21 protein-coding genes and 1 riboswitch are annotated in these 24,414 nt (G+C 32.2%); of the genes, 20 read left to right on the forward strand and 1 reads right to left on the reverse strand.

From position 1 onward, the window contains the following. Positions 1–316 precede the first annotated feature (316 nt). The 7 genes from HMPREF1984_RS08870 to HMPREF1984_RS08900 all read left to right on the forward strand — a co-directional run bounded on the left by HMPREF1984_RS08870 (position 317) and on the right by HMPREF1984_RS08900 (position 10,555). Positions 317–2,452, forward strand: coding sequence for a bifunctional (p)ppGpp synthetase/guanosine-3',5'-bis(diphosphate) 3'-pyrophosphohydrolase (locus HMPREF1984_RS08870; RefSeq protein ID WP_036100451.1), 2,136 nt, complete (start codon positions 317–319; stop codon positions 2,450–2,452). 260 nt (positions 2,453–2,712) lie between these two features. Further along, on the forward strand, positions 2,713–3,867 hold the full coding sequence (tgt, locus tag HMPREF1984_RS08875; protein WP_036100452.1) for a tRNA guanosine(34) transglycosylase Tgt: 1,155 nt from the start codon (positions 2,713–2,715) through the stop codon (positions 3,865–3,867). A 62-nt stretch (positions 3,868–3,929) separates the two neighbouring features. After that, complete coding sequence (locus HMPREF1984_RS08880) at positions 3,930–4,616, forward strand: response regulator transcription factor (RefSeq protein ID WP_021767644.1); 687 nt, start codon at positions 3,930–3,932, stop codon at positions 4,614–4,616. Next, a complete protein-coding gene (locus tag HMPREF1984_RS08885) occupies positions 4,609–6,096 on the forward strand; it encodes a HAMP domain-containing sensor histidine kinase (RefSeq protein WP_021767645.1) in 1,488 nt (495 codons plus the stop codon). Before HMPREF1984_RS08880 ends, HMPREF1984_RS08885 begins: the two co-directional genes overlap by 8 nt. A gap of 34 nt (positions 6,097–6,130) precedes the next feature. After that, positions 6,131–6,844 (forward strand): PepSY domain-containing protein, encoded by a 714-nt coding sequence (locus HMPREF1984_RS08890; protein ID WP_021767646.1) that lies wholly within the window; start codon positions 6,131–6,133, stop codon positions 6,842–6,844. Positions 6,845–7,263: 419 nt separating this feature from the next. Then, a complete protein-coding gene (locus HMPREF1984_RS11670; RefSeq protein WP_051314501.1) occupies positions 7,264–8,385 on the forward strand; it encodes a YARHG domain-containing protein in 1,122 nt (373 codons plus the stop codon). Between the two features lie 40 nt (positions 8,386–8,425). Next, positions 8,426–10,555 carry a hypothetical protein gene (locus tag HMPREF1984_RS08900; protein WP_021767648.1) on the forward strand — a complete coding sequence of 710 codons (2,130 nt, stop codon included), beginning with the start codon at positions 8,426–8,428 and terminating at the stop codon, positions 10,553–10,555. 244 nt (positions 10,556–10,799) lie between these two features. Here HMPREF1984_RS08900 and HMPREF1984_RS08905 read toward each other — a convergent pair whose 3' ends face one another. Next, positions 10,800–11,015, reverse strand: coding sequence for a heavy-metal-associated domain-containing protein (locus tag HMPREF1984_RS08905; protein WP_036100421.1), 216 nt, complete (start codon positions 11,013–11,015; stop codon positions 10,800–10,802). A gap of 147 nt (positions 11,016–11,162) precedes the next feature. On the opposite strand from HMPREF1984_RS08905, the gene HMPREF1984_RS08910 reads away from it, so the two are divergent. The 13 genes from HMPREF1984_RS08910 to HMPREF1984_RS08980 all read left to right on the forward strand — a co-directional run bounded on the left by HMPREF1984_RS08910 (position 11,163) and on the right by HMPREF1984_RS08980 (position 24,402). Beyond that, positions 11,163–11,771, forward strand: a complete 609-nt coding sequence (locus HMPREF1984_RS08910; RefSeq protein ID WP_021767651.1) for a class I SAM-dependent methyltransferase — start codon at positions 11,163–11,165, stop codon at positions 11,769–11,771. Between the two features lie 185 nt (positions 11,772–11,956). After that, on the forward strand, positions 11,957–12,451 hold the full coding sequence (locus HMPREF1984_RS08915) for a flavodoxin (protein WP_021767652.1): 495 nt from the start codon (positions 11,957–11,959) through the stop codon (positions 12,449–12,451). Then, the gene (locus HMPREF1984_RS08920; protein WP_021767653.1) at positions 12,421–12,822 is read left to right on the forward strand and encodes a DUF2023 family protein; all 402 of its coding nucleotides are present in this window, start codon (positions 12,421–12,423) and stop codon (positions 12,820–12,822) included. Before HMPREF1984_RS08915 ends, HMPREF1984_RS08920 begins: the two co-directional genes overlap by 31 nt. Positions 12,823–13,442: 620 nt before the next feature. Continuing rightward, positions 13,443–13,542: riboswitch (glycine riboswitch) on the forward strand. A 93-nt stretch (positions 13,543–13,635) separates the two neighbouring features. After that, positions 13,636–14,007: a GrdX family protein gene (locus tag HMPREF1984_RS08925; RefSeq protein WP_021767655.1), complete on the forward strand. Its 372-nt coding sequence runs from the start codon at positions 13,636–13,638 to the stop codon at positions 14,005–14,007. A 30-nt stretch (positions 14,008–14,037) separates the two neighbouring features. Beyond that, positions 14,038–14,982 (forward strand): thioredoxin-disulfide reductase, encoded by a 945-nt coding sequence (trxB, locus tag HMPREF1984_RS08930; protein WP_021767656.1) that lies wholly within the window; start codon positions 14,038–14,040, stop codon positions 14,980–14,982. Between the two features lie 85 nt (positions 14,983–15,067). Beyond that, positions 15,068–15,385, forward strand: coding sequence for a co-chaperone YbbN (locus HMPREF1984_RS08935; RefSeq protein WP_021767657.1), 318 nt, complete (start codon positions 15,068–15,070; stop codon positions 15,383–15,385). A 19-nt stretch (positions 15,386–15,404) separates the two neighbouring features. Beyond that, on the forward strand, positions 15,405–16,691 hold the full coding sequence (locus tag HMPREF1984_RS08940; RefSeq protein WP_021767658.1) for a glycine/sarcosine/betaine reductase component B subunit: 1,287 nt from the start codon (positions 15,405–15,407) through the stop codon (positions 16,689–16,691). A gap of 98 nt (positions 16,692–16,789) precedes the next feature. Continuing rightward, a complete protein-coding gene (gene grdA / locus HMPREF1984_RS08950; protein ID WP_084408457.1) occupies positions 16,790–17,251 on the forward strand; it encodes a glycine/sarcosine/betaine reductase complex selenoprotein A in 462 nt (153 codons plus the stop codon). A gap of 27 nt (positions 17,252–17,278) precedes the next feature. Beyond that, on the forward strand, positions 17,279–18,589 hold the full coding sequence (grdB, locus tag HMPREF1984_RS08955; RefSeq protein WP_084408459.1) for a glycine reductase complex selenoprotein B: 1,311 nt from the start codon (positions 17,279–17,281) through the stop codon (positions 18,587–18,589). Between the two features lie 42 nt (positions 18,590–18,631). After that, a complete protein-coding gene (grdC, locus tag HMPREF1984_RS08965; protein ID WP_021767663.1) occupies positions 18,632–20,194 on the forward strand; it encodes a glycine/sarcosine/betaine reductase complex component C subunit beta in 1,563 nt (520 codons plus the stop codon). Between the two features lie 16 nt (positions 20,195–20,210). Then, entirely contained in the window at positions 20,211–21,353 is a 1,143-nt protein-coding gene (gene grdD / locus HMPREF1984_RS08970; RefSeq protein WP_021767664.1) for a glycine/sarcosine/betaine reductase complex component C subunit alpha, read from the forward strand. Between the two features lie 286 nt (positions 21,354–21,639). Then, the gene (locus HMPREF1984_RS08975) at positions 21,640–23,052 is read left to right on the forward strand and encodes a sodium:alanine symporter family protein (protein ID WP_036100424.1); all 1,413 of its coding nucleotides are present in this window, start codon (positions 21,640–21,642) and stop codon (positions 23,050–23,052) included. A gap of 138 nt (positions 23,053–23,190) precedes the next feature. Beyond that, a complete protein-coding gene (locus HMPREF1984_RS08980; protein WP_036100429.1) occupies positions 23,191–24,402 on the forward strand; it encodes a DUF819 domain-containing protein in 1,212 nt (403 codons plus the stop codon). Positions 24,403–24,414: the final 12 nt, after the last annotated feature.

Raw genomic sequence — 24,414 nt, forward strand, 5'->3', positions numbered from 1 at the left:
TTTCTGAATGTATAGTAAAATAAATAAAAAGAATTTTATCAGACAGTTTTAAAAAATATTTTGATACAGTAAATAAACTTTAAATATAAATATTTTTTAAAGGAATTCAAAACAGTATACACTGAAACTGCTTTCTCAGAAACAAATACTGATGAAGGCCGGTATGGAGGGAAATACAATGAAAACTAAAGAAGGAAAGATGGAAGAAAAGAACATAACCCAAAAAAATATGCCAACAGAAAATGCTGATGTGGAAAAAAAGCAGAAAAAGCCTGAAATAATAAATAAGACAGGTGAAGAACTTTTAAGCCAGTTAATGAAAAGAATAGAAGAAAATCATCTGGAAGTGGATGCTGAAAAGATAAAGGAAGCTTTTACCCTGGCAAATGAATCCCATATAGGCCAAAAAAGGAGAAGTGGGGAAAACTACATTCTTCATCCTGTTGAAGTGGCAGAAATACTGGCAGACATGCGTATGGATACAGATACGCTTGTTGCGGGAATTTTACATGACGTTGTAGAAGATACATTGATAACATTGCCTGATATAGAATATACTTTTGGAAAAGATGTAAGTAAACTTGTGGATGGAGTTACAAAACTGAGAAATCTTCCTAGAACAGACAGCAAAAAAATAGAAAATATAAGAAAAATGGTTGTTGCAATGGCGGAAGACATAAGAGTCGTAATTATTAAACTTGCAGACAGACTTCATAATATGCGTACTTTAAAATATATGACACCTGAAAAGCAGCAGATAAAGTCCAAGGAAACAATAGAAGTTTATGCTCCCATTGCCCATAGAATAGGGATGGCAAAAATAAAATGGGAACTGGAAGATATAAGTTTCAGATATTTATATCCTGAAGATTATAAAGAAATAAGCGAACTTGTGAGTTCAAAAAGGAAAGAAAGGGAAGAATACACAGGAAAAGTTATAAAGAGAATAGAAGAGGAACTGAAGAAACATAATGTAAACGGAGAAGTAACAGGAAGACCGAAACATCTTTACAGTATATATAAAAAGATACATGAAAAGGGTAAAAAATTTACTGATTTATATGATCTTATAGCAATGCGTATAATTGTGGATAAGGAAGAGGAATGTTACAATATACTTGGAATAATTCACAACCTTTTTATTCCGGTTACGGGAAGGTTCAAGGATTATATTGCTGTACCGAAAACAAATGGATACCAGTCAATTCACACTACTGTCATCGGGCCTGATGAACAGAAGGTTGAAATTCAGATAAGAACTCATGAAATGCATAGAATTGCTGAAGATGGGGTTGCTGCCCACTGGAAATACAAGGAAAAGAAATCTAAAACAAAAAATGATAAATATTATGCGGCAGTAAAACATATAATAAAGGCAAATACTGAAAATCCTGAAAAATTTGCACAGAAGGTAACTGATAATGTGCTTAACCAGACAATATTTGTATTTACTCCAAAAGGGGATGTAATAGAACTTGCTAACGGTTCTACAGCTCTTGATTTTGCATTTCAGGTACATACACAGATTGGATATCGTACAATTGGGGCAAAAGTTAACGAGAGAATAGTACAGCTTGATCAGGTACTTGAAAATGCAGATAAAGTTGAAATAATGACTTCAAGAAATACTAAAGGACCTGGAAAAGACTGGATAAATATGGTTAATAACAACAGTTCCAAAGTAAAAATAAGAAAATGGTTTAAAGACAAGGAATTTGAGGAAAAAACAAAAGAAGGGGAACAGATTCTGGAAAGGGAATTTGAAAAACTTGGCCTGAAATTCAGGGATTTTGAAGAAGATGAAAGAGTTTTCCTTTATATGAAAAAATTTAATGTGGCAACTATAGATCTTTTATGTTATAAATTTGCAATTGGCGATCTTTCTCTTGACGGATTTATGAAAAAATTCGAAGTGAAGGAAGAGAAAGATATAACACAGGTTCTGGAAGAAGAAACAGAAAAAGGAAACAGAAAAAAACGTAAAAGTGAAGGCGGAGTAAAAATTTCAGGAACAGAAAATACAATGTACCGTTTTGCAAAATGCTGTAGCCCTCTGCCTGGAGATGATATAAAGGGATATGTAACTAGAGGTCGTGGAATTGCAATTCATAGAGCAGACTGTGACAATTTGAAACAGCTTATGGAACATGATCCTGACAGGGAAGTAGAAGTTTTCTGGGATGAGGAAGCGGTTAATTCAAGCAATACAAAATATCAGTATAATTTCAGCCTGAAAACAATTGACAGAAATGGTTTGCTTCTGGATATTATAAGAATTCTTAACGAATATAAGATGGAACTTGTCAATGTAAACACAAACTACATTAAGGAAAATGGAAATGTCTATGGACTCCTTCATTTTGGAATAATGATTAAGAAAAGGGAAGATTTTGACAGACTCGCAAATAATCTAAATTCAATGAGGGATGTAATTGAAGTAATAAAAAAATAGAAAGGAGATGAAGCTATTTCAAATTTAAATAAAATATATAAAAATATTTATTCATACTATAAAATTTTATTCATTCAAAACAGGAGTTCTACAAGAAAAAATTATAAACTCACCAGGTGGTTCAGACAATAATTTTTTCTATGTATCACCTTCCTGTTTTGAATTATAAAATTTTGAATGAATTCATAAATATTTTTTATATTATTTTATTTTGAAATAGCTTCAATACAATAAAGAAGATGTGTAATAAAAATATAGAAATGACGGAAAATCCTGTAAAATATAGGATTGAAGTAAAGGATGGAAATGCAAGGGCAGGAGAAATAGAAACGCCTCATGGGAAAATAAAAACTCCTGTATTTATGCCGGTGGGGACACAGGCGACAGTAAAAGCCATGACAAGGGAAGAACTTGAAGAAATAAATTCTCAAATTATTTTAGGGAATACTTATCACCTTTACTTAAGACCAGGTGATGAATTAGTAAATGATTTTGGGGGACTTCATAAATTTATGAACTGGGAAAGACCTATACTTACTGACAGTGGAGGATTTCAGGTATTTAGTCTTGGAGATTTGAGAAAAATAAAGGAAGAAGGGGTGTATTTCAGATCGCATCTTGACGGTTCAAAACATTTTCTGTCTCCGGAAAAATCTATTGAAATACAGAATAACCTTGGAAGTGACATAATGATGGTGCTGGATGAGTGCCCACCAGGATTATCCACTAGAGAATATTTACTTCCGTCAATTGAAAGAACAACAAGATGGGCAAAAAGATGTATTGAGGCGAATAGAAACAAGGATAGACAAGGACTTTTTGCAATTGTGCAAGGTGGAATTTATGAGGATTTAAGAGATAAAAGCATGAATGAGCTTGTGGAAATGGATGAAGGATTTGCCGGGTATGCCGTTGGAGGACTTGCAGTAGGAGAACCTAGGGAAGATATGTATAGAATACTTGAATATATCACTCCAAAGCTGCCTGAAAACAAGCCTAGATACCTTATGGGAGTTGGAGAGCCACTTGATATGCTTGAAGCAGTGGAAGACGGAATAGATATGATGGACTGTGTACAGCCTACAAGAATAGGAAGACATGGAACTGTATTTACTAAATATGGAAGACTTGTAATAAAAAATGCTTCATATTCAAGGGATGACAGACCTTTAGATGAATGTGACTGTTATGTATGTAAAAACTATACGAGAGCATATATAAGACATCTATTCAAAGCTGAGGAAATACTGGGTCAGAGATTGGCAACATACCATAATCTGCATTTTTTACTGAAACTTATGAATGATGCAAGGCAGGCTATAATTGAACAGAGATTTAAGGAATTTAAAGAGGAATTTGAGAAAAATTACAATATGGGAAAAGAAAGTGAATGGATAAAACCAAAGTCTATTTAAGTCTATATAATAAGATTGGAAACATTTACTTACGATTATAAAATATCCTGTCAGGAGGAAAAATGCGTATTTTAGTAGTGGAAGATGAAAAAAAAATAAATGATGTAATAGTGAAAACACTGAAAAAGGAAAAATACGGAGTGGATAGCTGTTTTGATGGTGAAGAAGCTCTGGATTATATATTTTCAGTTGAGTATGACATTATTCTTCTTGATATAATGTTACCTAAAAAAGATGGTTTTGAAGTGCTGAAATCCATGAGGAAAAAGGGAATAAAGACTCCAGTACTTTTTCTGACTGCAAGGGATCAGATTGAAGACAGGGTAAGAGGACTGGATTTTGGTGCAGATGACTATCTTGTAAAACCTTTTGCCTTTGAAGAACTTCTCGCACGTATAAGGGTTGTTCTGAGGAAAAATTCAGGATCAGGAGAAGACAGTGGAAACGTCCTGAAAATAGCTAATCTCACAGTAGACTGCAATAAACATGAAGTATTTAGGGATGATGTATCCATAAAACTTTCAGCAAAGGAATTTTCAATACTGGAATATATGATGAGAAATAAAGGAAGAGTAGTTTCAAAGGAAAAAATAGAAGAACATGTCTGGGATTTTGATTATGAAGGTGGAAGCAACATAGTGGAAGTGTATATAAAGTTTTTGAGAAAGAAAGTGGATAACGATTTTTCTCCGAAATTAATTCATACAATAAGAAGAGTAGGATATATTTTAAAGGTGGAAAATGAATAAAATATATGAAAATCAGAATGAGCATAACTTAAAAAATGAAACTGAAAAAATTGAAATATCAGAAAAAAATAAAAAATTAGGAGAAATCAGGAAAGCAGAAATGTATCCGGAAACACTCTCAATAAAGCTTAGAATAACTTTCTGGTATACAGGACTTATAATTGGGATTGCAGTTTTATTTTTTGGAACAATGTTCTATATAAATGACTATGTAGTTAGAAATTCTGTTAATAACAGATTGAAAAAGACAGTTGAAAGAACTGTTGCAAATATGGAATTTATAGATGGTCAGATTATACTTGATAATAATCTGGAAGCCACAGTCAATGAAATTTTTATTTCCATATATGACTCAGACAAGGAATTTATTTACGGTGATTCCCATCTGGATTTTGAGTTTGCAGATGCCTTTTCAAATGGAAAGTCAGTAGTAAGAACCGTTCAGTATGAAAGTTCAAAATGGTATGTCTATGAAATTAAAAAAGTAATAGAAGACTACGGAGTTATTTATGTAAGAGGGATAACTCCGGCATCAGGGATTGAAAAAAATCTGGAATCCATTATGAATATTTTTTTTGTAGTATTTCCATTTTTACTTGTAGTTTCTGCTTTAGGAGGATATCTTATAACAAAGAAGGCCTTTGAGCCAATAGAAAAAATAAGGGAAACTGCTGAAAAAATTAACGAAGGAAATGATCTGACAAAAAGAATTGATATAGGAAAAGGGAAGGATGAAATCTCTGTTCTGGCACATACATTTGACAAAATGTTTGACAGGCTGCAGAGTTCCTTTGACAGGGAAACCCAGTTCACTTCAGATGTATCGCATGAATTGAGGACGCCAATATCTGTTATAAGTTCACAAAGTCAGTATGGCCTTAAATACGTTGAAATAAATGATGAAACAAGGGAAATATTTGAAAATATACTGGATGAGTCAAAAAAAATGACAAATCTTATTTCAAAACTGCTGATGCTTTCAAGAATGGATAAAGGAAGCCAGAAACTGACTATTGAAAATACTGATTTGAATGAAGTTGTTGAAATTGTTGTAGAAATGAAGATGGAAAAGGCAGAGGAAAAAAATATAACAATAGAAAGCAATATTAAAGAAAATTTATATGCTGATGTTGATAAATCAATGATAACACGGGTTTTCATAAACCTTATAGATAATGCAATAACTTATGGAAAAGAAAATGGGAAAATATTGATAAAAGTTTTTCAGAATAAGGACAGGATTGTTTGTAAAGTTGAAGATGACGGTATTGGAATAGCAAAGGAACATATGGGAAAAATATGGAACCGTTTTTATCAGGTTGATTCATCGCGTTCGGGGGATAATTCAGGTCTTGGACTTTCACTTGTAAAATGGATAATAGATGCCCATAAAGGTACGATAAATGTGGAAAGTGAGCTGGGAAAAGGAACTGTTTTTACATTTGAGTTTCCGTTAAAGAGTGAAAATTCTAATAACTAAAAAAAAGGAAATTATATAAACAGGAGAAAAATAAATGAAAAATAAAGCTTTAATAATATTAGGAATACTATTTTTAACATTTGGAGCACATGCTGAAAAAAGTAGTAAAATTTCTGTCAGAGTGAATAACTACAATGCAAAGATTACAAGTGAAGAAGCAAAAAATCTTGCGCTTAATCATTCCAGAGTATCGAAAACTTCGGCAAAAATTACAAAACTTATACTTGGAAAAGAAAATAAAAAACTTGTATATGAAGTTGAGTTTACTACGCTAAATAAAAAATATAGATACGGAATAGATGCAAATACAGGACAAATATTGAATTATAGCCAAAAGAACAGGGATTATGCACTATCAGAAAATACAGCTGCTTCCAGATCGGAAATACCTGTTGCTCCAGCTCCTATAGCAGAAACTGGAAAACAGAGAAAAATTCAGGAAAAAGAAAATTCGAAGGATAACTTTGGAGCAAATTTAGGATTCTCTAACAGGGAAGCTGCTATATCTAATCCTGTTATGAATAGTAAAAAAGTAAATAACAGAAATTATACCAAAGTTAATTTAATTTCAGAGGAAGAAGCAAAAGGAATAATACTTCATAATATTTCAGGTGCAACAGATTCAGATATAACAAGACTTGTAATAAAATATGAGAATAACAGGTTTATCTATTCAGGAAAGGTAAATTATGGAGGAAATGAATATGTCATCAAGCTGGATGGAGTAACTGGAAGTATAATAAAATAAACAATAGGGGAATGATAGGGAAATATATACTGATCCAAAAAAGTTTGACAAATTAATTTAACCAACCAATAAGGATTAATTTCTGTAAAAAGCAGGAATTAATCCTTTTAATTTTCACTTTATTCTTCTATTATTTATAATTTTCTATTTCTTCTTTCAGTTATTCTAATATTTTACAAATAAAAATCAAAGGAAAAACCTTGAAGTATATGATAATATTCAAAGAAATAAATTAATAACTGATTATAGAATGATAATAAATAATTTTATTAAGATATAAATATTTCAAAAATAACACTTGAAAATAGAAAAAAATACAGCAAATAATAAAAAAGTTTCAATTTGAAATCTCATAACCAATTTCAGTTTAAATAAAATAACATATAGTCTTACAAATAATGAAAGGAAGTGCAAAAAGTATGAAAAAAGTAGCAGTAATTCTTCTTATGCTCGCTTTTGTAATATCTTGCGGCAATAAGAAAAATGTAACTGAAAATAGCAAAAATTCTGGGGCAGTGGCAACAGTTAAACAGGAAAAACCGCAAAATCCACAAGGGCCTACAGTTTCTATGAATCAGGCTGATTTTAAGATAGAAAATAATTTTATTTACTATCAGGGAAATATTTTTACTGGAAAAGTTACGTTTGATAATAACATTAAAAATGGTTATATTCACGTAAGTAACGGAAAACTTGAAGGGGAATCAGAAATAAATTATAAATTAAGTGGATTAAAAAGAAAAGAAATTTACAAACAGGGGAAATTAATTAGTTTTTCTGTAACAGAAAATGGGATAACTACTGAAATTAATTTAACTGCTGATTCTGATTCGAATTCATTTATGTCAAAAAATACTCCGGCAACAGTAAATACGAAATATGGGAAAAGTTCATATTTTATAAATCTTGAAAATGCAACAGGAAAAATGGAACTAAATGGGAAATCTTATGATAATTTACATGCAGATGTAATGGAAGAAAATGTTCAGTCTGTCAGCTTAATTACTTCAGAAAATGGTGGAACTTATAGAATTACTTACACTTACGACATATCTCAGGGAAAAATAATAGAGAGAAAATATAAATTAGATTCTAAAAATGCTAAAAGTGAAGTATTATCTGAAATAAAGGAACTGGCAGATATTAATCTTAACTTCAGCAGTGGAATGGGAATGTTTGGAGAGCTGATTAATGCTTCAGGGACAACATCTCAAAACCCGGCTGTAACTGTACAGAATGGACAAAATGCAGCCAATACAGCTGGTGCTCCTGCGGGTCAGGATGATGATCTGGCAATTTTAGATAAAGTATATGATGAAGTAATGAATAAAAATAATACTGCAATATTAAATAATTTTTCTAAAGAAAAGATAGGATATATAAGAAATACATTGTTTGCGAAAAAGGGGTATAAATTTAAAAATCCTAAATATGCAAATTATTTTTCACAAAAAAGCTGGTATAGAGGTATATATGACAGTGACGAACTGTTGAATCCAGATGAAAAGAGATTTGTTCTTATATTGAAAGAAAGAGAGTGATTTCAATTAAAAAATAATTTTATTATATTTAGGAGGAAAAATGGATAATAACAAAAATATAAATGACAATATAGAAAACAATGTAAATAATATTGATAAAAATTTAGATAATAGTATAAATACTCATAATACAGAAAGTTTAATAAATGTGAAAGAAATAAAACTGCTATTCTGGTTAAGTGGGGTAATTTTTGGGGTGCTGGCATTTGCACTTGTGAAAATGTTCAGTATTTTAGGACAGATTAGTGGAGGAAATCTTGGAGGTTTATTAGGTGAAGCACAGGGGGCATATAATTCATTAAAATTAATAATAGCTGTCCTTATTATATTTATGGTTGCTAATATAGTAAATATTATTGCCATATTTAAAATAAGAAGCAAGGCGTTGCAGTCAAATCTTATGGAAAAGATGAAACTTCCTAATTATGCAAACCCTTTTAGACTGGCAATATGTCAATCTGCCATAATCATTTTAGCTATACTTGGGAAATTAGGAATTGCAGATATATTTGGAAACTTGATTATAATTCTATATCTTGCTGGAATTTTAGGGTGTGTTGTATTTTCTTTTATGACATTATTAAAAAATTATCCTATTATATTTAATAAATCAGGTAATACGGCTAGTACGGCTAATAATGTCCTTAATACAAATGATGTTAATAATTTTGTCAATGCAGACAATAACAGCATTGTAAATACTGAAAATAATGTTCAAGATAATATACAGGGAAATGAAAATGTTTCTGCAAATAATACTGATAATAATTCACAAAAAGGATTTTTAGATAATCTTATGGAGAAAGATAATCCTGAAAATAAACTTTTTCTGAAAATAATATTCTGGTTAAGTACTGCTATTTCAGTTATGCTTCTTTATGGGGGAATAAAAGCAAATAGCTTAAATTCAAGTGCTAAAGACCTTGCTAACAGTGCAGGCTCAGGAAGTTTGGAAAATCTGTTTAATTCAGGAGTGAAAACACTTGGGAATGGGATGGGATTTTTATCACAGGCAAAAACAATGCAAGGAATAATGAACCTAATTATGGTTGCTGTAATTGCCGTTTCTATACTAATTTATCTTAAAGCAAAAAAAGAAAATAATATACAAAAATTGAAAAACTTGAATTATTATTTTATCGGTGGATTAATAATTTTCGGGTTGCTGGAAATGTATTCGGTAAATGGAGTTATAAAGGCTCTTACATCAATTTCAGGAATGTTTGGAGCATTCGCAGGGGCAACACCAAATTTTGGACTGGTAAAAATTTCAGTAATTGGAACATTTATGGCGGCGTTAGGTTCAGCAGTAACCAATTATTTCTTTGTGTTTAAAGGAAAAAATATAGAAACTGGTGATATAAAATCAGAAATAAATACAGGAATAGAAAAAATAAATGCACTGGATCCTGAGAAAAAGAAAAAATATAAAAAAATTGGATTGATAGCAGCAGGACTAGTCGTAATCTATTATATATGTACAAGTTTTATATTCCTGAGAAATTTTGATATGAATAAATATTATACAGTTCAGATAGATGGAGTATCAGGAAAAGCAATAGCGACAGCAATTAACAATCCTAATTCACCATGGACAAAAAATATGGAGGCTGGAAAGAAATTAAGCAAAACAGATGAGTTTGCAGAAAATGGTCAGATTAATTTTATATTCTCCCAGTCTGAAGGATTAAAAAATGGAGATGTAGTAGATGTCACAGTAGAATATGACAAGGAAACAGCAAAAAGTATGAAAATCCGTCCTAAAAATACAAAATTTAAAGTAAAAGTTGAAGGACTTCCTGAATATGCATCAGATGCAAATCAGATAAAAAATTTGAAAAACTACATAACGAAAATAGCACAGAAGGAAATTGAAAAGGAACTGGAAAATAATAATTATAATTCATTTAATGTATCAAATATATATTATAAGAAAAATGAAGATGGAAATCTGGAGATAAGATACTTTATTCAAAAAACTTCAAATGGATATTTTGGAGGTTCAAGTTTTGAAGGGATTGGAATAGGTGGAATTGTTTTAGATAAAAACAAAAATATTGTTTCATATGAAAGATTAGCACCTAAAAACAGTTATAGCGGAGATCAGTATAATAACTTTGCCGAAGTGGAAGCAACAATGGCATCAGAAGGATTTACAATTTTAAATTAAGATTTTAATATAAGTAGATAAAACAAGGAATAATTCTGGAATATGAAAAGAATGCAGAAATTATTAATGTTCCATTTACAGGATATAACTGGCCAAATGAAGGAGCATCAAGAAGTGATACAGAAGAAGTAATCAAAGATAGATTTTATATTGAAGATATATATCCAATAGAAACAGATAATGTAAATAAAAAATAAATAACAGATAAAGAGCCACTGCCAGTACCCAGTAGCTCTTTTTCTATTTATACATTCTCTACAGTTGTAGGAGTGAATCCTACAGATTTTATTAAATCTGAAATAATTTTATCATCTACTTCTGAAGAAAATTCAATTTCTGCATTCTTATTATCAAGATTTACTTTTACATCTTCAGTTTCAGGAAGTCCGTATAAGGCATCTTCCACTTTTTTTGCACAGTGTGAACAGCTCATTCCCTCAATTCCAACAATTTTTTTCATACTAATCATCTCCTATATAGTTATATATACAAATGTATCACTAATTAGTGATATTGTCAAGAAAAAATATTGAATAGCAGTTCTATTTACAAATAATAGTATAAAATGTATAATAAATTAATATTTTAAAAAGAAGGTGGATAAAAAATGAATCATTATTTTTCAGAAAAGCCTGAAATAAAATCTGAAAAAAGAATAATAAAATATACAATACAGAATAAAAAATTTGAATTTATAACAGATAATGGAGTATTTTCAAAATCAAAGGTTGATTTTGGAACTGATTTGCTGCTAAATGAATTTTTAAAGAAAAATAGGAACTTGAAATCTGAAGGAATTAAAATTTTAGATATAGGCTGCGGTTACGGTGTTGTTTCTGTAATACTTAAATCCTTTTATCCTGAAGCTTCAGTAACTTTGTCCGATGTTAACGAGAGGGCACTTGAATTAAGTGAAGAAAATTTGAAGAAATATAATATAAATGGTTATGAGATAATAAAATCAAATGCATTTGAGAAAATTGAAGGGAAATTTGATATGATTTTGTCAAATCCCCCAATAAGGGCAGGAAAAGATACTATCTTTAAAATTTATACGGAAGCCTATGAACATTTAAATAAAGACGGGGAATTTTACTGTGTAATACAGACAAAACATGGAGCCAAGAGTACCCAGAAAAAATTAGTGGAAATTTTTGGAAACTGTGATACAGTTACAATTGACGGGGGATATAGAATTTTTCTTTCAAAAAAATAGAATTAATAAAAACAAATTTTAAACTTTAAAAATTCTGAAGATATTTTATTAGTGGAAAAAATAGAAAATCACAAAAATAAAAAATTAAATAGTAAAAAAATTTTATCATCAAATATTTGACAATCAAAATAAAATGTGGTATATTCTATTAGTAAACTTGAAACTATATATTGGAGGAATGGAACATGGCAAAAATTGGAATTTTTTACGGATCGACAACGGGAGTATGTGAAGACGTTGCGAATAAAATTGCAGAACAGCTAGGAGATGCTGATGTGTATAACATCGCAGGTAACGAAGACAAACTTGGAGATTACGATGTTTTAATTCTAGGTACTTCAACTTGGGGATTTGGAGAACTGCAAGCAGACTGGATAGATTCAGTAGATGCTTTAGGTAGCCTTGATTTAAATGGTAAAAAAGTTGCATACTTTGGAACTGGTGACCAATCAAGTTTCGGTGATACATTTATAGATGGTATTGCATTACTTAATGATGAAATTGAAAAAACAGGAGCAACAGTTGTAGGACATACAAGTACAGACGGTTATGATTTCAGTGAATCTAAAGCAGTAGTAGATTCAGAATTCTTAGGATTAGCTATTGACGAAGTTAATCAATCAGATTTGACTGATGAAAGGATAGAAGCATGGACGACGGAGTTAAAAAAAGTTTTATAAAATATAATTATGAACTTTTTGCACATCACCTGTATGAACTTGACAAAGGGTTAAGACATTTAGTATTACATACTGCACCTATTGAGGTTGTAGATGATATGATAAGAAAGCTAAAAAAGAATGATGTGCCATTTCATATTCAGGAATTGAGTTGTGGTAAAATTAATTTGTTTTTCGGTGAAAGAGAATGTGTGGAAACAATTAAAAAGTTTAAAAACAAAGCTCTTAACAAATATACACCGGAAGAAGATTTTATACTTGGAATTCTTTTGGGATATGATCCGTTGAAACAAACTAAGAGATATTTGAAATTCAAAAATGCATGTTTAGCTATTGAAAAGTACGAAAAAGATGAAATGAATATTTATTAAATAGAATGTAAGATATTTATTATAAATAAGTCTATTTTAAAGACGGGAAACATATAACAATGTGATTTTAGCTATATTATATATAACTAAAATAAATCAATTTTCACGAGTTGATTTTCTCTCCAAAAAGCAAATAAGTCGGCGTATCCACAGCGTCGGCTTTTTTGTATAATCTTTTTTTATAAAAAAAATAATTTAAAATTAAGCTAGAAATTTCACAATTTTTTTAGTATAATAGAAATATAAAAACAAAGAAGTCGTATTATAAATGAAAAAAATGAGATGGAAATATTTTTTCATAATCTAAAATCACGCACACGTACAAAGCAAGGAATAAATTTTAGTTTTATGGAAACGATTGATCAGTTTTTTGAGAATAAGGACTATGAAAATTTATTGTATTATTTTGATTATAAGATTTTTTTGTCTGATTATAATGATATTTATGAAGAATAAAATTTATAAAAGTAAAAGTTCAAATGAAAAATAAATTATATGCCTTACAATGCTTAGCTTTGAAAATGTTTTTAAAAATATATTGAAGGAGACTTGACTAAGTTGTAAATGTGAGGTATAATCATTTTAGATGGCAAAATATTACAATGATAACTGAATTATGGATGAAGAGTATAGGAGAGACTCTTATAGGGCACCGAAGGTACAAGTTGATAATTTGCAATTATTAATGAAATTCTCAGGTAAAAGGACTATACTTGGACAAACTCTGAAAAATTTGACAGGGAAATGCTCTAGGCATTTTCTTTTTAGTTTGTAGAGTCAAATGCATTTTCGATACATTTAAGGGAGGGTGAAGTGAAATTATTAACTAATAATCCTGCGTTTTTAAACTATGATAAGAAAAACATAGAAGTGGACTACAGGGAAACGGATTATCTGGGAATATTAAAAATAGCACGTGACTACGTACATGAAAATTACAGAATACTTACACATCCTCTTTATGGGAGTGTAAAACCTAACGAAACTATTTACAGATCTGTAGTTTTAGTTGAGGGAGATTCAACTGACACAGATTCGGTTGTTTTACTGGCTTCAGCTATAGAAACTTTTGAAAAGTTCAAAGGGAACAGAAGAACACCGGCATGGATAGACAGGGTCAAGGAAGATTTCAGCGTTATAGACTATGACTTGATAACAAATGCGATTGAAAGAATTGTAAAATAGTATACTAAAAAAATTAAGGAGGATAATATCATGGCAGAGCATTTTGACTTAATCATTATAGGGTCAGGGCCAGGAGGACTGGCAGCAGCTCTATATGCAGCAAGAGGAAGAATGAAGACATTAATTCTTGAAAAAGGGCAGAACGGAGGACAAGCGGCGATTACTCACCTGATAGAAAACTATCCAGGGTCAATCGAAGATCCAACAGGTCCTAAATTAACTCACAGAATGTTAGAACAGGCTAAAAACTTCGGAGCAGAAGTGAGAAAAGAAGAAGTAGTGGATGTAGACTTTACAGGAAAAGAAAAAATAGTTAAATGTAAAGATGCAGAATATACTGCAAAAGCTGTAGTTATCGCTACAGGAGCAACTCCAAGAAAATTGGATGCACCAGGAATCAGAGAACTTTCAGGAAAAGGAATTTCATACTGTGCAACATGTGATGCAGACTTCTTTAGAGATCTTGAAGTATATGTAGTAGGTGGAGGAAACAGTGCAGTTGAAGAAGCTATCTACCTTACTAAATTTGCAAGACAGGTTCACATTGTTCATATGTTAGATCATTTCCAATGTGAAAGCATCACTTTAGAAAAAGCTAAAGCGGTACCTAATCTTGACATCAGAACAAGAACTGTAGTTCAAGAAGTAAAAGGTGACGGAATACTTGAATCAATAGTATTTAAAAATCTTGATACAGATGAAGTATACGAAGTTGAAGCTGATGAAGAAGATGGAACAATGGGATTATTCGTATTCATAGGATATCAACCACAAACTGAACTATTCAAAGGAAAAGTTGATATAGATCAGTATGGTTACATTGTAGCTGGAGAAAGTACTGAAACAAGTGTACCAGGTGTATTCGTAGCAGGAGACTGCAGAGTTAAGGAAGTTCGTCAAGTTGTTACAGCTGCGGCAGATGGTGCAGTAGCGGCAATTATGGCTGAAAAATATATAAGTAAAGAATTTGAATAGTGATTTATAAAAATCATAATTAAATTGGTTAAATAATAATTTTATATATATTATTTAAAAAAGAAAATAGAAAGGTGTGAAGAAGATGTTAGAATTAACAAAAGACAACTTTGAAGCTGAAGTTTTACAAGCTGAAGGATATGTATTTGTAGATTTCTGGAGTCAAGGATGTGAACCTTGTAAGGCATTAATGCCAGAAGTTCATAAACTTGCTGAAAAATATGAAGGTAAAATGAAATTTGCCGCTCTGGATACTACATCAGCAAGACGTTTAGCTATTAAACAAAGAGTTTTAGGATTACCTACATTAGCTGTCTACAAAGATGGTGAAAAAATTGATGAAGTAACAAAAGATGATGCGACTATTGAAAACGTGGAAGCATTAATCAAAAAATATATCTAATAGTAAAGGAGGAGTCATTATGCGTCTTGAGTTAGGCAAGATTTTCATAAAGGACATTCAATTTGCTTCAGAATCTAAAATCGAAAATAACGTATTGTACGTTAATAAGGATGAATTAAGAAAGGCAATATGGGACGACGAAGCAATCGTATCAGTAGAGTTTGACATAGCAAAGCCAGGAGAGAGCGTTCGTATTACACCAGTAAAAGATGTAATCGAGCCTCGTGTAAAGGTTGAAGGAAGAGGAGGAATTTTCCCAGGAGTTTTATCAAAGGTTGACACTGTAGGAGAAGGAAAAACTATAGCTTTAAAAGGTATGGCAGTAGTAACTACAGGAAAAATCGTTGGGTTCCAGGAAGGTATCGTAGATATGACTGGGCCAGGTGCTGAGTACACACCTTTCTCAAAATTAAACAACTTGGTAATCATTGCTGAACCTGCTGAAGGAATCAAACAGCATGAGCATGAAAAAGCAGTACGTTACATTGGATTCAAAGCTGCTAAATATTTAGGAGAATTGGCAAGAAACTTACAGCCTGAAGAAACAAAAGTATACGAAACAAAACCATTACTTGAACAAATAGCACAATATCCTGATTTACCAAAAGTAGGATATGTATACATGCTACAAACTCAAGGATTATTACACGATACTTATGTATACGGAGTAGATGCAAAACAAATAGTTCCTACAATTCTTTATCCAACAGAAATAATGGATGGAGCAATCGTAAGTGGAAACTGCGTGTCTGCATGTGATAAAAACCCTACTTATGTACACTTAAATAACGGTGTAATAGAAGAACTTTATGAAAAACATGGAAAGGAAATCAACTTCCTTGGTGTTATCATAACTAATGAAAACGTATACCTAGCTGATAAAGAAAGATCATCTAACTGGACAGCTAAGTTCACTAAGTATTTAGGACTTGATGCAGCTATCGTTTCTCAAGAAGGATTTGGAAACCCAGATACTGACTTGATAATGAACTGTAAGAAAATTGAAACTGAAGGTGTAAAAACTGTTATCGTTACTGATGAATATGCAGGACAAAACGGAGCGAGCCAAAGCTTGGCCGATGCAGATCCAAAAGCTAACGCAGTTGTAACTGGAGGAAACGCAAACCAATTAATCGTATTACCTAAATTAGACAAAATAATTGGACACATTGATGTAGTTAACGTAATTGCAGGAGGACACCACGATTCATTAAAAGAAGATGGAACAATCGAAGTTGAAATTCAAGCAATTACAGGTGCAACAAATGAAACAGGATTTGGATATTTAACAGCTAAGACTTACTAGAATTAAACAAACAGCCAAATAAAATTTAGAAAAATAATAAAATCAAAAGAAAAAATTTAAGTTAATTATCAAATGAAAAAGAAATTGGAGGAAAGATAATGAGTAGTTTAAAAAATAAAAAAGTTATCATTATCGGAGATAGAGACGGTATACCTGGTCTAGCTATCGAAGAATGTGTAAAAACTATAGAAGGAACAGAGATTGTATTTTCATCTACTGAATGCTTTGTCTGAACGGCTGCGGGTGCGATGGACTTAGAAAACCAAAAACGTGTTAAGGAAGCTGCCGAAAAATTCGGTAACGAAAACGTTGCGGTTCTATTAGGTGCGTCAGAAGCCGAAGCTGCTGGTCTAGCAGCTGAAACAGTAACTGTAGGAGATCCAACTTTTGCAGGGCCGTTGGCAGGAGTAGAATTACATCTTGCAGTTTACCACATAGTAGAAGAAGAAGTAAAATCACAAGTTGATCCAGCTGTTTACGAAGAACAAGTTGGAATGATGGAAATGGTATTGGATGTCGACGCAATTTCAGAAGAAATGAAAGACGTACGTGGTGAATAATCCAACAACACAATGAGGAGGTAAAAAATGTCAAAGATTAGAGTAGTACACTACATTAACCAGTTCTTTGCTGGGGTTGGAGGAGAAGAACAAGCTCACATAGAGCCTGAGTTGCGTAAAGAATTACCCCCAATATCACAGCAATTACAAGATAAGCTGGGAGAAGAATTTGAAATAGTAGCTGCAGTAGTATGTGGAGACAGCTATTTCAACGAAAATTTAGAAAAAGCGCAAGCAACTTTATTAGAAATGATTAAAGGGGAAAACCCACAATTATTCATTGCAGGACCAGCATTTAACGCAGGACGTTACGGGGTTGCTGCAGGAACAATTACAAAATTAATCCAGGATGAATTACATATACCTGCTGTAACAGCAATGTATATTGAAAACCCTGGAGTAGATATGTATAGAAAAGATATATATATCGTAGAAGCAACAGACAGTGCTGCAGGAATGAGAAAGGTTTTACCTAAATTAGCAAAATTAGCAGCAAAATTAGCAAAAGGTGAAGAAATACTTTCACCAGCTGAAGACGGATATATAGCTAAAGGAGTAAGGGTTAACTACTTCCACGAAGATACAGGTTCAAAACGTGCGGTAGATATGCTGATTAAAAAAATCAAAGGTGAAGCTTTTGAAACAGAATATCCAATGCCAGATTTTGACCGTGTTGAACCAGCTGCGGCTATTAAAGATCTATCTAAAGCAAAAATCGCTCTAGTTACATCTGGAGGAATTGTTCCAAAAGGAAACCCTGATCACATTGAATCATCTTCAGCTTCAAAATATGGAACATACAGCATAGCAGGTGTTGAAGACTTAACAGCTGAAACATATGAAACAGCTCATGGAGGATACGATCCTGTATACGCAAATGAAGATGCTGACCGTGTGTTACCTGTGGATGTATTAAGAGAATTTGAAAAAGCAGGAAAAATTGGAAAATTGTACGATGAATTTTCTACTACTGTAGGAAATGGTACAGCAGTAGCAAGTGCAAAAGCATTTGCAGAAGAAATTGGAAAAAAATTAGTGGCTGATGGGGTAGATGCAGTTATCCTTACATCTACTTGAGGAACTTGTACTCGTTGCGGTGCAACGATGGTAAAAGGAATAGAAAAATACGGTATACCTGTAGTACATATGTGTACAGTAGTACCTATATCACTAACAGTTGGAGCAAACAGAATCGTTCCAACTATAGCGATACCTCACCCATTGGGTAATCCAAAATTAGATAGTATAGAAGAAGAAAGAAAAATAAGAAGAAAATTAGTTGAAAAAGCATTAAATGCTTTAACAACTGAAGTAGACGGTCAAACAGTATTTGAATAATTAACTTAAAGTAATTCAGAAAGGAGAAGGAGCCTGTCTTAATTGGAAAACAGTCCTTTTAAGACGGCTCCAAATAAAGATATGAATTATCCAGTATTTAGAGGAGCAGGTTATGTTCTTGTTCATACACCTGACATGATTGAAAATGGATCAACATGTGCAATAGAAAGAGAAACTAACCCTGACTCAGAATTTCTAAAAGAAATAAAAAACCACATAAGAAGTTACGAAGAAGTTGTAGATTACCTTCCAAACCAAGTTTATATAGGAAGAAAAACTCCAGAAGAGTTAAATACATTCCCTATGCCTTGGTATGATATAAAAGATCAGAAAGGTGATCGTCATGGAAAATTTGGACAAATAGTTCCTCAGGACGAATTTATTGCATTACTTAAAATAGTAGATGCATTTGATTTAGTACACTTATCAGAAGAATTCATATCTGCAGTACGTCCAAAAATAGAAGAAAATTTCAAAGAATTGGAACCTTTCTTTGGACAACTTAAAAGCGATGATATTAGTGAAATAGATCCTAAAGATTATACACTGACTCACGAAGGAAAAGTTGTAGGATATGTAAAAAGAGCACATGATGTGGATCCAAACTTAAATTCACATGTAATGGCTGAAAACCTTGTAGTTAAAGCATCAGGAGTAATTTCGGCACTTGAAATGTTAAGAGATTCAAAAATAGATCCTAAAGAAATTGATTATGTAATAGAATGTTCTGAAGAAGCGTGTGGAGACATAAACCAACGTGGTGGAGGAAACTTTGCAAAATCAATAGCTGAAATAGCAGGATTAGTAAATGCAACAGGATCAGATTTACGTGGATTCTGTGCGGCACCTACACATGCATTAATAAGTGCAGCTTCATATGTAAAAGCAGGAATTTATAAAAATGTAATGGTAGTTGCAGGAGGAGCAACAGCAAAATTAGGAATGAACGCAAAAGATCACGTTAAAAAAGGAATTCCAGTATTGGAAGACGTTTTAGGTGGATTTGCGATACTTGTTTCTGAAAACGATGGTGTAAATCCAATAATAAGAACTGACTTAATTGGAAAACACAATGTTGGAACAGGTTCTTCACCTCAAGCTGTTATCTCAGCACTTGTAACACCTGGATTAGAAAAAGCAAACTTAAAAATAACTGATGTAGATGTATTCTCAGTTGAAATGCAAAACCCTGACATAACAAAAGCGGCAGGAGCAGGAAATGTACCTGAAGCAAACTATAAAATGATAGGTGCATTGGCTGTAATGCGTGGAGACATTGAGAAAAAAGATCTTAAATCATTCATAGAAACAAAAGGATTGCCAGGATGGGCTCCAACACAAGGGCATATTCCTTCAGGAGTACCTTATGTAGGATTCTTACGTGATGATTTGACTACAGGAAACAAAAATAGAGCAATGATAGTAGGAAAAGGAAGCTTATTCTTAGGAAGAATGACTAACTTATTTGATGGTGTTTCATTTATTGCTGAAAGAAATACTGGAGAAAAATCTGAAGAAGGAGCAGTTTCTAAAGAGGAAATAAGAAAAATAATAGCAGAATCAATTAAAAAACTTGCTCAAAATATCGCAGATACAGAAGAGTAGGGAGGTGTATGCTATAATGAGTAAAAAAATAATTTCTCAAGTACTGCTTGAAGTAGCTGAAGCTATTGAAACAGGAAATTTTGGGAAAAAAGTAAAAGTAGGAGTAACAACATTAGGAAGTGAACATGGACCTGAAAATATTATAAAAGGTGCACAACTGGCTAAGAATGATTTGTTTGACATAGTTCTTATAGGAAAAGGTCACGAAGATTTTGAAAGCTACGAAGTTGAAACTGAAGAAGAGGTGCATAAAAAAATGGAAGAACTACTTGACAGTGGAGAAATAGCTTCTTGCGTTACAATGCACTATAATTTCCCAATAGGAGTTTCAACAGTAGGTAGAGTAATAACTCCTGGAAGAGGAAATGAAATGTTTATAGCAACAACTACCGGAACATCTGCTACTGACAGAGTAGAAGCAATGGTAAGAAATGCGATATATGGTATAGCTACAGCTAAATCAGTAGGAATTAAAAAACCTACAGTAGGTATAATAAATATAGAAGGGGCAAGACAAACTGAAAAGTTACTGTCTGAACTTCAAAAAAATGGATATGACTTTGAATTCACAGAATCTCAAAGAGCTGATGGTGGTGCAGTAATGAGAGGAAATGACTTGTTGATGGGTACACCTGATGTCATGGTAACAGACTCATTAACAGGAAATTTATTTATGAAAATATTCTCATCATATACTACAGGTGGAGATTACGAAGCCGAAGGATATGGATACGGTCCTGGAGTAGGAGAAAACTATGATAGAAGAGTATTGATACTTTCAAGAGCATCAGGATCACCTGTTGTTGCTAAAGCATTAAAATATGCTTATGAAGTAGCTACAGGAAAAGTTAACGAAGTAGCTCGGGATGAATATAAAAAGGCACAAGCAGCAGGATTGGATAAAATCTTTGCTGAATTGAAAAATAAAAAGCAGGATAGCAAGCCTTCAGAAGAAATAAAGGCTCCTGAAAAAGAAGTTGTAACATCTCAAATAGCTGGTGTAGATATTATGGATCTTGAAGATGCAACTAAAGTTCTTTGGAAACATGGTATATATGCTGAAAATGGAATGGGATGTACAGGGCCAATTATTCTTGTAAATAAGGTTAATAAAGATAAAGCAAAAGAAATTTTAAGAGCAGAAGGATTATTATCATAATTTATTCAAATAAATAATTATTCCAGAAATAAAGCCTATAATTTTATGCGGAATATTTATAGGCTTCATTTTCTTAAAAAAAATTATGATATATGAGTATTATTCTAGCAACTATTTGTTAAAAAAATAACGAACACATGTTATTTAAGTGCAGACATATAGTGGTTATAAATTAATAGCTAGTTATAAGTGGTTATTTGAAGTTAAAAGAAAAATTTACTGCCATAATTTTAATATAACACTTTATTTCTGTACATCAAAAATAATCACACAAGGAGTGAGAACTATGGGTTTAGTAGATATTATAAATAATCTGAATAATTTTCTTACAAGTAATATTCTTATGTGGGGATTACTTGGAGCAGGGGCTTTCTTAAGTATTATTTTGGGATTTCCTCAGATAGCTAAGATGCCAAGAGCATTTGGAATGGTATTTGGAGATTTATTTAAGAAGAAAGATTCTCAGGAAGGATCAATGTCATCATTTCAGGCACTTGCAACAGCAGTTGCAGCACAAGTTGGTACTGGTAACGTGGCAGGGGTTGCAACAGCAATAACTGCAGGAGGACCAGGAGCTGTATTCTGGATGTGGGTTTCTGCATTTTTAGGTATGGGAACAATTTTCACAGAAGCATGTCTTGCACAAAAATATAGAAGAAGAGTAAACGGAGAATTAGTAGGAGGACCTGCTTACTATATTTCTGAAGGTTTGAAAAAAACAGGTGGACTTGCTAAAGGATTAGCAGGATTCTTTGCAGTTACTATTATCCTTGCATTAGGATTTATGGGAAATGCCGTTCAATCAAACTCAATTGCTGCAGGAATTAAAGGTATAAGTGGTTTAGAAGGTATCAACCCTGGTATAGTTGGTGTTGTTGTTGCAATATTGGCAGCTTTAATATTTATGGGAGGAATGGGAAGAATAGCAAAATTTGCTGAACTCGTAGTTCCTATCATGGCAGCAGTTTATATATTAGGAAGTATTGTTATATTAATTATATTCCATAAAGAAGTAATTCCTACAATTGGATGGATATTTGAAAGTGCATTTACAGGAAATGCAGTAGCAGGAGGTATTGCAGGATCTGTAGTTAAAGTGGCAGTGCAAAAAGGGGTTGCAAGAGGACTGTTCTCAAATGAAGCAGGAATGGGTTCAACTCCACACGCACACGCAGTTGCACACGTAAAACACCCGGCAGAACAAGGATTAACTGCAATGGTTGGAGTATTTATAGACACTATATTAGTATGTACTGCAACAGCATTATCTATTTTAGTAACTGGTGCATATAAAGTACAAGGTGCAAATGGTAAATATCTTGTAGGAGCTCAGCTTACACAAGGTGCATTTAAACTTTCTTTTGGTGAATTTGGAGCAATTTTGCTGGCTGTATGTCTTGCATTCTTTGCCTTCACTACTATAATAGGATGGTACTACTTTGGAGAATCAAATATTAAATATTTATTTGGAACAAAAGCCTTACTACCTTACAGAATAATAGTAATTATCTGTATAATAGTAGGATCATTACAAGAAGTTGAATTAGTATGGTCATTAGCAGATATCTTTAACAGTTTAATGGTTATACCGAACTTGATTGCCATCGTATGGCTATCATTTGAAGTTAAAAATCTTCTTCAAGATTACAATAAGAAATTTGCAGAAGGTAATGTTCATTACGACTATAAGGAAGAATAAAATAGTGTTATTATAACACGGAAAATACTAAATGAATAAAAAATAATAAATGCAGTGCTGTTTCAGATTTCAGATCTTATATTCAGCACTGTATTTAAAATAATGGAGAAATCTCTTATAATTAAAAGGAGGAAAAAGATGAACAGCTTAATAAGTGCAGATAATACATGGGCTTTATGGTGTATTTTGGCAGTTTGTTCTGCAGCTGCAATATATTTGGAACAAAAATATGATTGGGCAAGTAAAGTTACAGGATGCATTTTAGCATTATCATTTGTAATGATTTTATCAAATTTCAATATAATACCGACAGAAGCACCTGTTTACGATCATGTATGGGGATATATAGTTCCACTTGCTATTCCTATGCTGCTGTTTAATGCAGACATTAAAAAAATAGGAAGAGAATCAGGACGTATGGTTCTTATATTCCTTCTAAGCAGTTTTGGAACAGTTATAGGTGGTTTTATTGCTTATTATATTATGAGAGGAGTTATTCCTCAGTTAAATGATATAGTACCTATGTTTACAGGAACATATACAGGAGGAGCTGTTAATTTTGTGGCAATGTCTACTTTATATAAAGTACCTGGGAAAACAGTGTCTGTAGCACTAGTTGCAGATAATCTTCTAATGGCACTTTATTTTTTTGTACTGATAGCTTTACCAACGTTAAATATTATAAAGAAAAAATTTACACACCCTTATATAGATAAATTGGAAAATCTTACAGAAGAAGATAAAAGTAAAAATGAAACATTAGTAGCTAAATACTGGGGAGCAAAAGAAATTTCATTAAAGGATATAGCAATAACAGTAGCTTTATCATTAGTTATAGTAACTATTTCTGATACATTATCTAAATTACTGTCTTCTACATTCTCAGGGAAAGGACTGGTAGATGCTATTTTAGGAGGATTATTAGGAAATAAATATCTTTTAATGACAACATTGACGATAATAGTAGCTTCGGCGTTCCCGAAACAGATAGGTTCAATAAGAGGAAGTCAGGAAATAGGAACATTCCTTATTTATCTGTTCTTTGCAGTAATAGGAGCACCTGCTTCAATTGGTTTAATTCTTAAGGAATCTCCGTTGCTGTTTGTATTTGCCTTCATTATAATTCTTGTTAACCTGATATTCTCACTGGTACTTGGAAAAATGTTTAAATTCAGTATTGAAGAAATAATTATTGCATCAAATGCCAATGTGGGAGGACCAACTTCAGCGGCAGCAATGGCAGTTTCAAAAGGTTGGACAGAACTAATAGTACCTGCACTTTTAATAGGAACATTAGGATATGTCATTGGTAACTATTATGGTATCTTTACAGGATGGATGTTACACTAGACATTACACTAG

Source organism: Leptotrichia sp. oral taxon 215 str. W9775 (assembly GCF_000469505.1).
Classification (GTDB): domain Bacteria; phylum Fusobacteriota; class Fusobacteriia; order Fusobacteriales; family Leptotrichiaceae; genus Leptotrichia_A.

Excerpts from the sequence above, each read along its gene's own strand:
- HMPREF1984_RS08870 (WP_036100451.1), top strand. The coding sequence starts at position 317 with ATGAAAAGAATAGAAGAAAATCATCTGGAAGTGGATGCTGAAAAGATA.
- tgt (WP_036100452.1), top strand. The coding sequence starts at position 2,713 with ATGACGGAAAATCCTGTAAAATATAGGATTGAAGTAAAGGATGGAAAT.
- HMPREF1984_RS08880 (WP_021767644.1), top strand. The coding sequence starts at position 3,930 with ATGCGTATTTTAGTAGTGGAAGATGAAAAAAAAATAAATGATGTAATA.
- HMPREF1984_RS08885 (WP_021767645.1), top strand. The coding sequence starts at position 4,609 with ATGAATAAAATATATGAAAATCAGAATGAGCATAACTTAAAAAATGAA.
- HMPREF1984_RS08890 (WP_021767646.1), top strand. The coding sequence starts at position 6,131 with ATGAAAAATAAAGCTTTAATAATATTAGGAATACTATTTTTAACATTT.
- HMPREF1984_RS11670 (WP_051314501.1), top strand. The coding sequence starts at position 7,264 with ATGAAAAAAGTAGCAGTAATTCTTCTTATGCTCGCTTTTGTAATATCT.
- HMPREF1984_RS08900 (WP_021767648.1), top strand. The coding sequence starts at position 8,426 with ATGGATAATAACAAAAATATAAATGACAATATAGAAAACAATGTAAAT.
- HMPREF1984_RS08905 (WP_036100421.1), bottom strand. The coding sequence starts at position 11,015 with ATGAAAAAAATTGTTGGAATTGAGGGAATGAGCTGTTCACACTGTGCA.
- HMPREF1984_RS08910 (WP_021767651.1), top strand. The coding sequence starts at position 11,163 with ATGAATCATTATTTTTCAGAAAAGCCTGAAATAAAATCTGAAAAAAGA.
- HMPREF1984_RS08915 (WP_021767652.1), top strand. The coding sequence starts at position 11,957 with ATGGCAAAAATTGGAATTTTTTACGGATCGACAACGGGAGTATGTGAA.
- HMPREF1984_RS08920 (WP_021767653.1), top strand. The coding sequence starts at position 12,421 with ATGGACGACGGAGTTAAAAAAAGTTTTATAAAATATAATTATGAACTT.
- trxB (WP_021767656.1), top strand. The coding sequence starts at position 14,038 with ATGGCAGAGCATTTTGACTTAATCATTATAGGGTCAGGGCCAGGAGGA.
- HMPREF1984_RS08935 (WP_021767657.1), top strand. The coding sequence starts at position 15,068 with ATGTTAGAATTAACAAAAGACAACTTTGAAGCTGAAGTTTTACAAGCT.
- HMPREF1984_RS08940 (WP_021767658.1), top strand. The coding sequence starts at position 15,405 with ATGCGTCTTGAGTTAGGCAAGATTTTCATAAAGGACATTCAATTTGCT.
- grdD (WP_021767664.1), top strand. The coding sequence starts at position 20,211 with ATGAGTAAAAAAATAATTTCTCAAGTACTGCTTGAAGTAGCTGAAGCT.
- HMPREF1984_RS08975 (WP_036100424.1), top strand. The coding sequence starts at position 21,640 with ATGGGTTTAGTAGATATTATAAATAATCTGAATAATTTTCTTACAAGT.
- HMPREF1984_RS08980 (WP_036100429.1), top strand. The coding sequence starts at position 23,191 with ATGAACAGCTTAATAAGTGCAGATAATACATGGGCTTTATGGTGTATT.